Origin of the sequence: Mycobacterium sp. 852002-51613_SCH5001154 (assembly GCF_001667425.1) — a bacterium.
Classification (GTDB): domain Bacteria; phylum Actinomycetota; class Actinomycetes; order Mycobacteriales; family Mycobacteriaceae; genus Mycobacterium.
Window position 1 is genome coordinate 160,062 of record NZ_LZII01000052.1, and the last position, 14,213, is coordinate 174,274.

Consider the following 14,213-nt stretch of genomic DNA (forward strand, 5'->3'; position numbering starts at 1 on the left):
CCTTCATACCGCACTTGGCGCGCGGGCGTGGGCTTTCCCCAGCGCCGAGAGCACCGCCAGTGTCGAGGCACGATTGCCCACGGTGATCCGCGCGCCGCCGTCCGGGTAGCACCGCACCCGTAGCCCGTCATCGGCAAAGACCTCATGCCACCGCGCACCCCGCCCATCCTTTTTGGCGGGCAGGTACATGAAGTTTGCGTGCGCGTCCGTCGTGTAGATCCCCAGCGCGCTGAGGCGCATCCGCAGATAACAGCGTTCGGCGTTGATCAACCGGACCCGCTGCAGCAGTTGGTCTTCCGCTGCGTACGACGCGGCTACCGCGACCAGACTGGTGATCGGGGCGCCGAACGGCAGCTGATGGGACCACAGTTTTGAGGCCAGCTCCTTCGAGGCCACCCCATAACCGATCCGCAGCCCCGCCAGCCCGTACGCCTTGGAGAAGGTCCGCACCACCACCACATTGGGGAAGCGAGAGACCAATGCCGACACGGCGATGCGGTGCTCGGGCGCGGTGAACTCGATGTACGCCTCGTCGAGCAGGACGACTGTGTCACGCGGCACGCGGCGCAGGAACGCCGAAACGGCGGCAGCGGATTCCAGCGTTCCGGTGGGGTTGTGCGGCCGGCACAGGACGACCACCCGGGCATCGGCGGCGGCGCGGGCCAACCCGTCGAGGTCGTGGTGACCATGCGCATCCAGGGGAACTGTCCGTGTCTTAAGCCGCGCCATCCGCGTGAGGATCGGGTAACCGTCGAAGGTGGGCGTCGCCATCGCCACCGTGTCGCCCGGAGCGGTCAGCGCCTGCAGGGCCAGCAGCACGACACCCGTCGCGCCGGCGCCCGGCACCACCCGGTCGGCCGGCACCCCGATGTGGTCGGCGATCACACCGCGCAGCCGCTCGGGCAGAAACTCGGGGTAGCGGTTCACGGCGTGGACGGACCGCATCAACGCCGACCGGACCGCCGACAGCGGCGGGAAGGGATTCTCGTTGAGCGACAACGCAAACGGATCCACCGCGTCGGGCAACGCATCGAAGCCGTCGCCGGCCAACGGGCTCGGGGCGGGCTGCATCACCCTCGCCCACCCCAGCGCACCGCAGCCGCACCGGCGAAGTCGCCGGCGTGCGCGAAGGCGGCCATCATGACGACATCCCCGGCCTCGGCCTGCCCATCGGAGATCGCGCGATCCAGGTTGATCGGAATCCCGGCGCCGAACAGGTTGCCACACTCGTCAAAGGTGTCTCGATGGCGTTCGGGCGGCAACTCGAGCGCCTCGCGCCAGTTGCGCAGGAAAACCCGGTTCGGCTGGTTGGTGACGAGCAGATCGATGTCCTTGGCGCGCAGGCCTATTCGGTCGCACACCGCCAGCGCCACCTCGGGGACCTGCCGGTTGCCGCGGGCCAGCACCTTGGTGATCTTGCTCTCGGTGAAGCCGATGCTGCCCTCGCCGGCCCCGGCCTGCCACCACTTGCGGGGCGGGTCGTAGGACAGCGTCATCTCGCCGGCGTATTCACCGTAGGTGCGGCACTCGACGTCGAGGATGGGTGATTGGTCGCTGAGCGTGACCAGACCCACGGCCGCACCGTCCCCGGGCACCGCGGACTGCGCCTTGCGGCGGATGGTCGGCTGATCGAAGAACTGTCCGGCCGCGTTTTGGGCGATGGCGATCAGCGCGGTGTGCCCGTTGCCGGAGGACAGCAGTTTGCGAGCCACGTTGAGCGCCAACACGAACGCCGCGCAGCCGCCATTGTTGAGGTCGAGCACCCAGGACGGTCGCATGCCCAGGCGGTGCGCGATGCCGCCGCCTTGCCCGTAGAAGGCCATGTCGGGCACCTGGGTGTGGGTGATGAGCACGTCGGCGCCCTCGACCACGTCGTGGCCGTGCCGCTCGATCAGGCCCTGCGCGGCGCACTCGATCATGTCGATCGAACTCTCGTCAGGCCCGACGTGGTGGCGAAACTTCGGGGCGCGGAACATCACGTGCTCGCGCAGGTCGTCGGACTCGGCGAATTGCGCGTAGTAGTCGGCGCCGATCGGTTCGCCGGGCAGATAGGTGGAGACGTCGATCAGGCTGACGTTCGGTTGGCTCATGTTGCTACCTCATCCATTTCGGCGTCACCGGCAGGCCGTTGCGGTGCCGGTATTCGGCGATCGCCTTGAGGTTCTGCAGCTCCAGCGCGTGGCCGGCGCCGAACATGTCCCAGAAGTCGCCCACCCACACCGGCCGCTGCGTCGGCGCCGCCTCCGGGTACGGGTTGTTGTCATAGAACGGGTGGTGGCAGTTCGTCCACAGCACAACCGATCCCGGCTTGTCCAGGACCACCTGTGCGTCGACGACGCGCATCAGATAGACCATCCACAGGTGTTTGCCCTGATCCCACGCGCAGTGGTAGTCGACGGTCCGCGCCGCCGCGTTGGCGATGGTCCGGGTATAGATCTCGGTCTCCGAGCCGAGCCGATCGTAGGCCAGCCACAGGCCGGGTTCGTCGGTCGGCGTGAAACCGCGCAGGCTGTACGTCCACTCCTCGAGGCTGCGGGTGTCGGCCAGGTACTCGTACAACTCATCGGGCGGGCACGCAACGTAATCGTTGACCGTGCAGTACTCCCCGAAGACCTCATCGTGCGGGTAGACCGACCGCATCATGTCCATGATGATCGGGGTTGCCTTCTCCCGCGGGCTGGTTTCGATTCGGACCACCCCGTCGATGGGAGTGGGGATATCCTCAAGCGCTGGCAGCGACATCGGCCTGGTTCTCCTTCGCGGTCGGAACCTGTTCTGTGACAGCCGCACTGCCTGAGAGCGCGGTGAGAAATGGAGCGAACGGCGGGATTTCGTCGGCGTTGCATTCGACGCTGACCACCGCCGGGCCCTCGATTTCCAGCGCCACCCGAAGCGCCGCGGCAAGTTGGGCGGGGTCGCTGACATCGACCGATGTCAGCCCGGGAAACATCGCCGCCAGACCGGTTCCCAGCGCGCTGGGCCGGAAGCGGTTGTAGCTGTAGCGGTCCCCGTAGAACAGCTGCTCACGGGTCACGCACATCGCGTGGGCGTTGTTGTTGAACAACACGAAGGTCACGGGAAGCCGGTACTGCACTGCGGTGTGCACCTCCAGCCCGTGCATGAAAAAGGCGCCGTCCCCGGCGATCACCACGGTGCGACCGCCCGGCCGGCCGCCGTTCGCCCGTCCGAACGCCATCCCGATCCCGGCCCCGAAGCTGTAGCCCATGCCGCCCATCCCGAGCGCGGCGACGAACCTGCCGCCGCGCCGCGCCGGCAGGTAGTGGATCGCGGCCGCGCCGGTGTTGCCGGCGTCGACGACGATGTCGGCCCCGTCGGGCAGGGCACGGTCCAGCACCGCCATGGCCTCGCGGTACCGCACCCCCGGCCCGTCGCAGTCCTTGGGCGTCAGTTCGGTGCGCCGCACCTGGTCGGGCACCCGCACGCCGTTCGGACGTCCGTGACCGCGCAGCGCCTGGGTCAGCAGGCGCAACGAGCCACGCAGGTCGTCGGTGTGCACGTGCGTGCAGTGCAAATAAGGCCGCGCCGACCCGATCGATACGGTTCGCACCGCCGCCAGCGCGTCGTCCAGGCCGCCGCGCGCGGTCACCGTGAGCCGGGTGCCAACGATGAGGCACAGGGCGCTCGCGGCAAGCGTTTCGGCCACGCTCGGGTGGCCCATGACGCCGGTCACGCCGAGCGCCGACGACGATCCGAAACCCGGTGTGCCGGCGACGTCTTTGGCGTCGGGGACGGTGGCCACCCGCGCGCGCAGCAGCGCACGCAAGTCCTCGAGCTCGGCCCGGGCGTCGTCGCGGGCCACCTGCTCGCCGGCGATGATCGTGACCTGACCGGTCGTCTGGCGCAGTTCCCGGGCGATGAGATGCGGGCTGCCGATCGACGCGCTGAAACCGAAATGCTCGGGGCCGCCGTCGACGGCGATGAATGCCTGCTGAATATCCTTGGGCAGCAACAACACCGCCGGGCCACCGGCACGCGCAGCGCAGATCGCCCTGGGCAATGCCGAGACGATGTCCGCCGGCGAAACCAGCCGCTCGCAAAACACCGACACCGCCGAGAACAGTGCCCGGGCATCCAGCGATCCATTGCGGCCGCTGGTGTCCTGGAAGCTGCCCCGGCCGTCCATCGTGGTCGCGGGCTGGCCAACCAGGGCCAGCACCGGAACCCGGCTCGCGAACGACTCGCCCAGGCCGGCGACGAGGTTCAGCGCTCCCCCACCGGACGTCGCCGCCACCACGCCCAGTCCGGCGCCGCTGCGGCTGTATCCGTCGGCCATGGTGGCCGCCGAGAACTCGTGCTTGGCCAGGACGGCGGTGACCTCCGGCCGGAAGTGCGCGGCGTCGTACAGATCCTCGATGTTGGCGCCGTCGACACCGAAGACGTGGTCCATCCCGAGCGACGCGAGTTGCCCGACGATGTGATCGACCACCCGGTGCTTGCCGAACATGTCTTCAGACACGAGCCCGGCACTTGATCGGTTCACCCCGCCGGTGAACCACGTGCCGCCGGCATTCGTGGTGTCTAGATGACCATCGAACTGCGCGACGTGGTGCGCGAGTATCGGGTCGGCGGTCAAACGGTCCGGGCGCTCGACGGGATCAGCCTGCGCCTCGGGGGCGGTCAGTTCGTGTCGGTGGTCGGACCCTCCGGTGCGGGTAAGAGCACGCTGCTTCACCTGCTCGGCGCGCTCGACTCTCCCGATTCCGGCTCGATCACGTTCGACGGCGAGGAGATCGGCCGCCTGGGCGACGAGCAGCAATCGGAGTTCCGCCATCACCGGGTGGGTTTCATCTTCCAGTTCTTCAACCTGTTGCCGACCTTGTCGGCGTGGGAGAACGTCGCGGTACCCAAACTGCTCGACGGTGTCCGGCTGGGCAGGGCCAAACCTGATGCGATTCGATTGCTGGACCGCGTCGGGCTCGGCAACCGGACCGAGCACCGGCCGGCGGAACTGTCCGGCGGCCAGATGCAGCGCGTCGCGGTGGCGCGCGCGTTGATGATGGACCCGCCGCTCATCCTCGCCGACGAGCCCACCGGCAACCTCGACTCCGCGACCGGCGCCGCGATCCTGCAGCTGCTTGCCGAGGTGGCACACGAAGACGGCCACCGCCGGCTGGTGGTGATGGTGACCCACAACGCTGAGGCCGCCGCGGCGACCGATCGGGTGATCACCCTGCAGGACGGTCGGGTCGGTTCGGACATGCCGGCGGTCCCTGCGTGAAAATCACGGCGGCGGCCAGCCGACTGCGCGTGTTCAGCCTGCGTGAGCTCGCAGTGCATCGCCGTCGCACGCTAGCGTCGATCGCCGTAATGGCCGTTTCCGCAACGTATCTGGTCGCGATATTCGGCATCTTCGGCTCGATCACCGGATCGGTCAACCGGCTGGCCGACGGGATCGCCGGCGTGGCCGCGCTCGAGGTATCGGGCATCACCGACGCCGGGTTCCCCGAAACGATACTGGCCGACGTCGCCGCGGTACCGGGCGTCGCCACCGCGGCGCCGATGATCCGGACCTCCGCATCCACCGCGACGGGGCCGGTGTTGCTGCTCGGCACCGACGCGAGCGCCGCCGCACTGGGCGGCGCACTGAAGGACGCGGTCGCACGACCGGTGCAGGTGCTGTCCTCGACACCCAACGGCGTCCAGGTGGGGCCGCGGATGGGATATGCGAAAGGACAGTCGCTGCAACTGGGCTCGGGTTCGGTCACGGTGAGCGAGGTGCTCGCGGACAAGCAGTTCGCGGACCTCAACGGCGGGCACTACGTCCTGGCCCCACTGGCGTTGGCGCAGAACGTCACCGACCGCCCCGGACAGCTCGACTCGATCCTGATCACCACCAGACCGGGCGCCGACGCGGACACCGTCCGCGCCGCGGTCACCGCCGCGGTGCACGGCCGCGCCATCGTCGCCGCCCCGAGCCTGCGGGCGGCCCGGGCCGGCGACGGCGTCAAGCTGATGAACTACATGGCCCTGCTGGGCGCGGCGGTCGCGTTGGTGGTCGGCGCGTTTCTGATCTACACCACGATGACCATGGCGATCACCCAGCGCCGGCCCGTCATCTCCATGCTGCGCGCGATCGGTGGCCGACGCGTCACCATCGTCGGCGACATGATCGGGGAGGCGGCTGTCCTCGGGCTCCTCGGCGGTGCCATCGGAGCGGGCATCGGAATCCTGGCCGGCCGCATGGCAATTGGCCGCCTGCCTCCCGCGATGACCCAGGGGCTCGAGGCCCGAGTCCAGTACTGGCTGCCCGGCTATGCCATCCCGCTGGCCCTCGCGGCCACGGCGCTCACCTGCGTGGTCGCGTCGGTGATGGCCGCACGCCAGGTGTACAAGGTCGCGCCGATCGAGGCGCTGGCGCCGGTCGGTGCGTCGGCGGCGGACGTCGTGCCCCGATGGCTGCGGGTCGTTGTCGGGGTTGGCGCCCTCGCGGTGTTCGCGGTGTCCATCTGGGTGGTCCTCGGCCAACACGGCACCTTCGCGTTCGCCGCGATGGCCGCTCTGCTGAGCGCCGAGATCGCACTCGGCTTCGCGCTCACCGCACCGATCGTCAAGGTCACAGCCGCGGTGGCCCGCGTCTTCGGGCCGTTCGGGGCGCTCGCGGCGGCCACCATCGAACGCGCGCCGCGGCGGGTGTGGGCCACCGTGATGACCGTGCTCATCGGGGTCGTCACCACCGTGGTGATCACCGGCACCAACGCCGACATGATCCGCTCGGCCCGCGCCATGTTCGCTCCCGCCGCCGCCGTCGACGTGTGGGTGAGTGCGAACCCTCCCGACAGCTATCCCACCGACGCGCTGCCGCAAGGCCTTTCGGAAAAGGTGGCCGCGGTGCCCGGGGTGGCGCGGGTGACCGAGGGCGCGCTCGGGTTCGCCGTCGTCGGCGGCACCCGCGTCCTGCTCGACGGCTTCTCCGACGGGAGCCACGATTCGCTGTTCCGCGCGGTCGACGAACGCGTGCGCGCCGACGTTCTGGCCGGCCGCGGCGTGGTCCTCACGCAGAATCTGGGCGCCACTCTGCACGTCCGCGCCGGCGACCGGCTGCAGCTGCAGACGCCACACGGCCCGCGGCAGACACCGGTGCTCGCCCTGGTGCCCTTCTTCTCGACCGTGATCGGAACGGTAGGAATCGATCTCGGGCACATGCGGGCGTGGTTCGATCGCCCGGCGGCGACGACCCTGCAGATCACCGCGGCCCCGGGGGTAGACCGGCAACGCCTGTTGACCGAGGTGCGCCGGGTGGTGCCCGAACCCAACCATGTGTACGACGGCCGCGCCGCACTGGCGGGGCTGGAAGCCCCGCTGCATCAGAGCATGTTCATCGCCAACGCCGTGTGGGTCATCGTCGTGGCCGTGGCCGCCGTCGCGCTGCTCAACACCCTGACGTTGTCGGTGCTGGAACGCCGCCGCGAGATCGGCGTGCTGCGGGCCATGGGGTCCAGCCGCCGGTTCACCCTGCGGATGGTGCTGGCCGAGGCGGCCGGGATCGGTTTAGTCGGCGGCGTTTTGGGGCTGCTGTTCGGCCTGACCGACCAGTGGCTGTTCAGCCTCATCAGCGGGGAGATCATGAATTTTCAGGTCGGCTTCGGCCTGAGGCCGATGTCCCTGGCCTTCACCGCAGGCGCGCTGGCGATCTGCCTGCTCGGCTCGCTGCCACCCGCCCGGCGGGCCGCGCGGCTGAACATCATCGAGGCCGTCAGCGTGGAGTGAGGATGGCGAACCCCTGCAAATGGGGTTTGCACGGGAACGGCACCGGGGTGCGCGGGATGGTGCGCAGCGCCGTCGTGTCGAACCCGGCGGCGGCGATGGATTCCAGGGTTCGTCGGTTCGGCTCACAACCGGCGGCCAACCACGACCACGGTTTGGCGACCAGGTCCTGGAGCCGCCCGGTCGCGCCGTCCCCGCGCACATGCTCGAGGACCACCAGCCTGCCCCCGGGTGCGAGCACGCGCCGGATCTCGCCGAGCGTGGCGGCCACGTCGTCGACCGAGCAGAGCACCAGCCCGATGTGTACCGAGTCGAAGGCGTTGTCCGGGAAGGGAATCGATTCGCCGGTTCCCTCGACGATGTCGACGGCGACGCCGTGGCGACGGGCAAGCCGCGAAGCCATCCGCCGGAACGGCGCCTCCGGCTCCACGGCCGCGACCGACGTCACCGCGGCGGGCAGGAACCTCAAGTCAGTGCCCGGACCCAAGCCCAGCATCAGCAGCCGGCCCGTCGCGTGGCTGAGCGCCTCGCGGCGATAGCGGTGATAAAAGAGCCGGTCGAAGACCGGCTGGCCGAATCTGTACACGTACGGGAAGTAGGGATTACGGCGCGTCACTGATACCCAAATCCATTCGGAACGGCGGGTATTCGTCACGCATAAGGGACACGTACACGGCCACCCGATATCGCCATCGGACGATGCCCAGCAGAAGATCGAACATGCCCGCGGGGGTGGTCCCCGTGCACAACAACGACACCGCGGCGATCACGCACAACACCTGTAGGAGCGGCTCCATCGACCAGCAGAGCAGCACCTGAGGGATGGCCAACAGCCACTTCACCAGCACGGCCCAGTTCCTCAGCCGCTCCGGGTAGTCGACCTGCAGATCACCGGGATAGTCGGGCCGCGACGCGAGCGTGAAAGGCGGGTACCTGTCCGTGCTGTTCATCGGGAACCGGAAATTCATCACGCGCCACGACCAGCGCAGCACGCCGACGTTGAAGTCGAAGATGGGCCGCGGATACCGCCCGGTGAACAGGATGGCGACGCCGGCCACGACGGTCGACAGCGGATATAGTAGGTAGAGCCCGATCAAGATCGGGTAGTGCGGGAACGCCAGCACGCACCACTTCACCAGCCAGAGCCAGCGTGAGGGCGCATCGAGTTCACCTCGCACCCTGATGAATTCGTCGCTCATGGGCTGGATCGGCTGGTCGTCGCGGCCCCCAGTTCTCGGCTGATCTCCGCGGACATCCGCGGGTGACTCGTCCAGCGCAGAAACATCGTCAGTGCGCGGGCCTGCAGCCGGTCGGGGATCAAAGCGGCCGGCCGCAGCACGAACTCACCGTGCGAGACCGGCAGTGACGCCGCCCTGGACACGGCCATCACCTTGTGCCGGCGGGTCTTCTCATACCAGCGCAGTGCGCTCGGCACGTCGCCTTTGGAGGCGCTGCCCTGAAGACCCGACAGCGCCTTGCACAGCACCATGGTGTCGAGCAGCGCCTGGTTGGTCCCCTGCGCCAGGGTGGGCGGCATCGTGTGGGCGGCGTCGCCGAGCAACGTCACCGGGCCCCGGCCCGCCGGGGGTATCGGATGCCGGAAATGCGGATACGGCGAGTGCGCCAGATCATCGTCGGTCAGGGCCGCCAGCACCCGGTCGACGGCTTCCGACCATCCGGCGAAGTGGGACCGGATCGTTTCGATCGGACGTTGCGGCCGCACGAAGTCGTAGGACCACGGGAGGTCGAACCACCACTGCACCTCGGAACCCCCGGCCGGCCACAGGCCGAGGTTTCCGTTGTCGCCGATGACCATCAGTGCGGTGTCCTTGTCCGAGAGCTCCGCCAGGGCGATGAGCCCCTGCCAACTGCACCAGCCGGTGGGTTTGGCCTGCCGCCCGCCGACGCTGTCCCGGACCATCGAGTGCAGGCCGTCGGCGCCGATCAAGAGGTCTCCCTGGGCGGAGCTGCCGTCGTCGAACTCGACCCGCACGGCGTCGCCCGTAGCGGCCAATGCGATCGCACGGGCCCCGCATCGAATGCGGTCGGCCGGAAAGCCGTCCAGCAACCGTTCCAGCAGGACCCGGCGCGGAACCATCCGGACGGGCGCGCCGAGCCGATCCGCCATCGCGGACACGTCGAGCGTGGCAAGCGGATGGCCCGTGGCCGTCACGGCCCGCACGGTCGACAGCAGCTGACCGGCCCGGTCCATGTCGACGCCCAGCTGCCGAAGCACCGTCTCGCCGTTGGACCAGATCGTCACCGCACCGCCGGCCGCCCGCACATCCGGCCGACGCTCGAAGACGGTCACGTCGTGCCCGTCCCGCGACAATCCGCGGGCAACCGCGATCCCGCCGACACCGGCGCCCACCACCAGCGCCCGCAGTGGACGCTCGTGGCCAGACACCGCAGCCCCCGACCCCTAGAGCGAACGCTGCAACAGAACCTGGCCGCTATCGGCGGCCACCACCTGTACGGCCGCGATCTGGTCGACCGGCGTCGAGATGCTGCCCGCGGGCGTCGCGGTGTGGCCGGGTACGGCCACCCAGGTCGCCAGCCGGGTCTGGCTGCCGTCGCGACCCACCACGACCATCGCCAGCGTGTCGTGGTGCGCGTTGAGCGGGGCCAGGCACACGCACCGCAGGTTGATGGCGGTTCCCCAGTGCTGGCTGGACAGCTCGACCGTCGACGCCAGCAGGGTGGTGCCCACCTGCGCCATCGGCGCCGAGGACGCGGTCACCTGTTGCGACGGGGACGAGGAATACCCCTGCACCCCGACGAACACGCCGATCGCCAGCACCACCGCCGCGGCCGACGAGGCCACCCAGGTCACTATCCGCGTGCGGCGCCGGCGCCAGTGCACCTTGGCCAGCAACGACGTCAACAGCTCCGGCGACATCTCCGGTGTCGCCGACAATCCGGCGGCCGGACCGGAGTCGTTGATCGCCGCCACCTCGTCCGGGCCGAGCTGCGAGAGCAGCGCCGGCACGCCGCTCAGGTCGGCGACGGCCCCCCGGCACGCCGGGCAGTACGCCAGGTGCGCCTCGAATTCGCGTCGCTCCGCGGCCGACAACGAACCCAACACGTATGCGGCATCCCACATCACGTAGGGATCGTCCGGCGGGCCGATGCCCCGCAGCGGCGTCTTCATCTCATCCATTTCCTCAGCACCCTTCAAGCTTCGGAGCCCCTCAGCGGGTAACTCCAAGTTCCTGCAGAGTGAGTCGCAACGCCCGCACGGCGTAGTGTAATCGCGACTTCACCGTTCCTTCGGCGATCCCGAGGTCGGCAGCAATCTGCGCGGTGGTCCATCCGCGGTAGTACGACCGGTCGATCACGGCCCGGTGCTCGGCGGACAGCTGCGCCATCGCGTCGGCGATCAGCAGCTTGTCCAGCGCCGCGTTCACCTCGTCCGGCGTCGACCGTTCGGGCGCCCCCGCCTCGTCCGTCGACCCGACGACGTTGCGGAATCTTGCGCTGCGCCGGTCGTCGATGATCATGTTGCGCGCGACGGTGAACAGCCACGCCCGCGCCGAGCGCTCGGTGTCCCCGACGACCTCCGGATGCTGCCAGGCCCGCAGCAACGTCTCCTGCACGACGTCCTCGGACTGGCTCGCATCCCCCGTGAGCCGGAGCGCGTAACGCCACAAAACCGCTGCGTGCTCGTCGTACAGCGCCTTCATCAGGGCGGCTTCGGCGGTCCCGGACGCCCTCCAATTGCCTGCAACACGGGCCACTCCATCACCTCCGACTACTGAAACGAGGCGAGGCGGTGATTAGTTCAACTAAGGCAGGTCAGGATGCGCGGCCCCGCGTCGGTGACGGCGACGGTGTGCTCCCAGTGTGCCGCACGGGACCCGTCGGAGGTGGTGACGGTCCACGCGTCGTCGAGCACCACGGTCTTGCCCGTCCCGAGCGTCAGCATCGGTTCGATCGCCAGCACCGACCCGGGGGCCAGCAGCGGGCCGCGCCCGGGTGAGCCCTCGTTGGGCAGGAAGGGGTCCATGTGCATCTGCCGCCCGATGCCGTGGCCGCCGTAGCCCTCCACGATCCCGAACGCGCGCCCGTGCCGGTCGGCCGCCGCGCGCGTGCCCGTTTCGATGGCGTGTGAGACGTCGGTCAGCCTGTTGCCGGGGATCATCGCCGCGATCCCGGCCTCCAGCGATTCCCTGGTGGCGTCGCACAGCGCCTGGTCGGCCGCGTCGAGGGTGCCGACGCCGAACGTGATCGCGGCGTCACCGTGCCAGCCGTCCAGGATCGCGCCGCAGTCGATGGACACCAGGTCGCCGGGGGCCAAGATCTCGGCGGCCGACGGAATCCCATGCACCACCCGCTCGTTGACCGACGCGCAGATCGACGCGGGGTAACCGTGATAGCCGAGGAACGACGGTATCGCGCCCGCCTCCCGGATCACCGACTCGGCGATCTGGTCGAGGCCCAGCGTCGACACCCCGGGCACCGCGGCCCCCCGCACCGCCTGCAGCGCGGCCGCGACCACCGCCCCCGCCGCCGCCATCGCGTCGAGCTCACCGGCGGTGCGCTGCGGCACGACTTTGTGTCTCCGCAGTCGCGCCAGCGCGCTCATCGTTACTTGCCCAGCGCTTGCAGGGCGCGGGCGAACACTTCGTCCAGGGTGCCGATGGCGTCGACCGTCTTGAGTTCGTCGCGGTAGTACTCGAGCAGCGGCGCGGTCTCGTCGCGGTACACCTTCATCCGGTTCAGGATGATGTCGTCGGTGTCGTCGGCGCGGCCGCGGGCTTTGAGCCGTTGCAGCAGCTCGTCCTCCGAAACGCGGAACTCCAGCACCGAGTCGATGTCGGTGCCTCGGCGCTCGAGCATTTCGTGCAGCGCCTTGGCCTGCTCCGTCGACCGCGGATACCCGTCCAGGACGAAGCCCGCGGCCGCGTCGGCATCGCTGAGGCGGTCGTCCACGAGCTGATTGGTCAACTCCGAGGGAACCAGGTCGCCGGCGTCCAGATAGCGCTTGGCCTCCAGGCCGAGTTTGGTGCCGTTCTCGATGTTGCTACGAAACAGCTCGCCGGTGGAGATGTGCGGGATCCCGAGCTTTTCGGAGAGCTTCTGGGCCTGCGTTCCCTTGCCCGCCCCCGGCGGGCCCAGCAAAACGACTCTCACTTCAGGAACCCCTCGTAGTTGCGCTGCATCAGCTGGCTCTCGATCTGCTTGACCGTATCCAAGCCGACACCAATCATGATCAAAACCGCGGTACCGCCGAACGGCAAATTCTGGACCGCTCCGCCATTGCCGATTTGCAGGAACAAGTTGGGCAGCACCGAGATGGCGCCGAGGTAGATCGAGCCCGGCAGGGTAATCCTGCTCAGCACATAACGCAGGTAGTCGGCGGTGGGCTTGCCCGGCCGGATGCCCGGGATGAACCCGCCGAACTTCTTCATCTCGTCGGCACGTTCGTCGGGGTTGAACGTGATGGACACGTAGAAATACGTGAAGAAGATGATCAGCCCGAAGTAGATGCTGATGTAAATGGGATCGCTGGGGTCGGACAGGTAACTGCCGACGAACTTGTCCCACCAGCTGTTGCCCACTCCACCGCTGCCGCTGCGGATCAGCTGCGTGATCAGGTGCGGGATGTAGATGAGCGACGATGCGAAGATGACCGGAATGACGCCGGCCTGGTTGACCTTGAGCGGCAGGTACGTCGACGTTCCGCCGTACATGCGCCGGCCCACCATGCGCTTGGCGTACTGCACCGGGATGCGGCGCTGCCCCTGCTCGACGAACACCACGCCGACGATGATGGCCAGGGCGGCGACGCAGACGGCGGCGAAGATCATCCCGCCGCGGCTGTCCAGGATGGTCTTGCCCTCGGAGGGGATGCGGGCCGCGATGCCGACGAAGATCAGCAACGACATGCCGTTACCGATGCCCCGCTCGGTGATCAGCTCGCCCATCCACATCACCAGCGCCGCGCCGGAGGTCATCACCATCACGATGACGACCAGCGTGAAGATGCTCTGGTCGGCGATGATGTCCAGCGAGCAGCCCTGTAGCAACCCGCCGTTGGCCGCCAGTGCCACGATGCTGGTCGCCTGCAGGATCGCCAGCGCGATGGCCAGATAGCGGGTGTACTGCGTCATCTTGGCCTGGCCGGACTGGCCTTCCTTGCGCAGTTCCTCGAACCGCGGGATGACCACCGTGAGCAGCTGCACGATGATGCTCGCGGTGATGTAGGGCATCACCCCGACGGCGAACACCGTCAGCTTCAGCAACGCACCGCCGGAAAACAGGTTGATCAGCGAATAGATCTGTCCGGCCGCGCCGCCGCTGGCCTCCTTGATGCACTGCTGGACGTTCGGGAAATTGACGCCAGGGGACGGCAAAGCAGCGCCCAGCCGATAGAGAACGACGATTCCCAGCGTGAAGAGGATCTTCCGTCTCAGGTCGACTGTCCGCAGCGATGAGATGAAAGCCGAAAGCACTCTTCCTCCTGCGCAGCCGGGGGGTTTCCTGCA

Annotated in this window: 14 protein-coding genes; 2 read left to right on the forward strand and 12 right to left on the reverse strand. The window is 68.6% G+C overall.

What is annotated here, in order from left to right:
- Positions 1–3: 3 nt before the first annotated feature.
- From A5750_RS13865 to A5750_RS13880, 4 genes are read right to left on the reverse strand one after another with little or no spacing between them, the layout of a single operon-like run.
- Positions 4–1,071: a histidinol-phosphate transaminase gene (locus tag A5750_RS13865; protein ID WP_067263527.1), complete on the reverse strand. Its 1,068-nt coding sequence runs from the start codon at positions 1,069–1,071 to the stop codon at positions 4–6.
- Positions 1,071–2,090 (reverse strand): 3-oxoacyl-ACP synthase III family protein, encoded by a 1,020-nt coding sequence (locus tag A5750_RS13870; RefSeq protein ID WP_066945786.1) that lies wholly within the window; start codon positions 2,088–2,090, stop codon positions 1,071–1,073. The genes A5750_RS13865 and A5750_RS13870 overlap by 1 nt, the downstream gene beginning before the upstream one ends.
- 4 nt (positions 2,091–2,094) lie before the next feature.
- Entirely contained in the window at positions 2,095–2,742 is a 648-nt protein-coding gene (locus A5750_RS13875) for a hypothetical protein (protein ID WP_066945789.1), read from the reverse strand.
- Positions 2,723–4,465, reverse strand: a complete 1,743-nt coding sequence (locus A5750_RS13880; RefSeq protein WP_066945978.1) for a thiamine pyrophosphate-binding protein — start codon at positions 4,463–4,465, stop codon at positions 2,723–2,725. The genes A5750_RS13875 and A5750_RS13880 overlap by 20 nt, the downstream gene beginning before the upstream one ends.
- Positions 4,466–4,543: 78 nt before the next feature.
- On the opposite strand from A5750_RS13880, the gene A5750_RS13885 reads away from it, so the two are divergent.
- Together A5750_RS13885 and A5750_RS13890 are read left to right on the forward strand one after the other, a co-directional pair.
- Entirely contained in the window at positions 4,544–5,239 is a 696-nt protein-coding gene (locus A5750_RS13885) for an ABC transporter ATP-binding protein (RefSeq protein WP_066945793.1), read from the forward strand.
- 89 nt (positions 5,240–5,328) lie between these two features.
- Positions 5,329–7,728, forward strand: a complete 2,400-nt coding sequence (locus A5750_RS13890; protein ID WP_231989194.1) for an ABC transporter permease — start codon at positions 5,329–5,331, stop codon at positions 7,726–7,728.
- Here the strand turns inward: A5750_RS13890 and A5750_RS13895 are convergent.
- The 8 genes from A5750_RS13895 to secY are packed head-to-tail and all read right to left on the reverse strand — an operon-like array spanning position 7,715 to position 14,180.
- Positions 7,715–8,341, reverse strand: a complete 627-nt coding sequence (locus A5750_RS13895; protein ID WP_066945799.1) for a class I SAM-dependent methyltransferase — start codon at positions 8,339–8,341, stop codon at positions 7,715–7,717. The genes A5750_RS13890 and A5750_RS13895 overlap by 14 nt on opposite strands.
- On the reverse strand, positions 8,328–8,903 hold the full coding sequence (locus A5750_RS13900; protein ID WP_066945984.1) for a DUF4389 domain-containing protein: 576 nt from the start codon (positions 8,901–8,903) through the stop codon (positions 8,328–8,330). The genes A5750_RS13895 and A5750_RS13900 overlap by 14 nt, the downstream gene beginning before the upstream one ends.
- Before the next feature lie 17 nt (positions 8,904–8,920).
- Positions 8,921–10,132 carry an FAD-dependent monooxygenase gene (locus A5750_RS13905; RefSeq protein WP_067263478.1) on the reverse strand — a complete coding sequence of 404 codons (1,212 nt, stop codon included), beginning with the start codon at positions 10,130–10,132 and terminating at the stop codon, positions 8,921–8,923.
- Between the two features lie 15 nt (positions 10,133–10,147).
- Complete coding sequence (locus A5750_RS13910) at positions 10,148–10,876, reverse strand: anti-sigma factor (RefSeq protein WP_156659135.1); 729 nt, start codon at positions 10,874–10,876, stop codon at positions 10,148–10,150.
- Between the two features lie 40 nt (positions 10,877–10,916).
- Complete coding sequence (locus tag A5750_RS13915; RefSeq protein WP_082948336.1) at positions 10,917–11,462, reverse strand: sigma-70 family RNA polymerase sigma factor; 546 nt, start codon at positions 11,460–11,462, stop codon at positions 10,917–10,919.
- A gap of 44 nt (positions 11,463–11,506) precedes the next feature.
- Positions 11,507–12,310, reverse strand: a complete 804-nt coding sequence (gene map, locus A5750_RS13920; protein WP_067263481.1) for a type I methionyl aminopeptidase — start codon at positions 12,308–12,310, stop codon at positions 11,507–11,509.
- A gap of 2 nt (positions 12,311–12,312) precedes the next feature.
- The gene (locus A5750_RS13925; protein WP_066945814.1) at positions 12,313–12,858 is read right to left on the reverse strand and encodes an adenylate kinase; all 546 of its coding nucleotides are present in this window, start codon (positions 12,856–12,858) and stop codon (positions 12,313–12,315) included.
- A complete protein-coding gene (gene secY / locus A5750_RS13930; protein ID WP_066945817.1) occupies positions 12,855–14,180 on the reverse strand; it encodes a preprotein translocase subunit SecY in 1,326 nt (441 codons plus the stop codon). Before secY ends, A5750_RS13925 begins: the two co-directional genes overlap by 4 nt.
- Between the last annotated feature and the right edge of the window lie 33 nt (positions 14,181–14,213).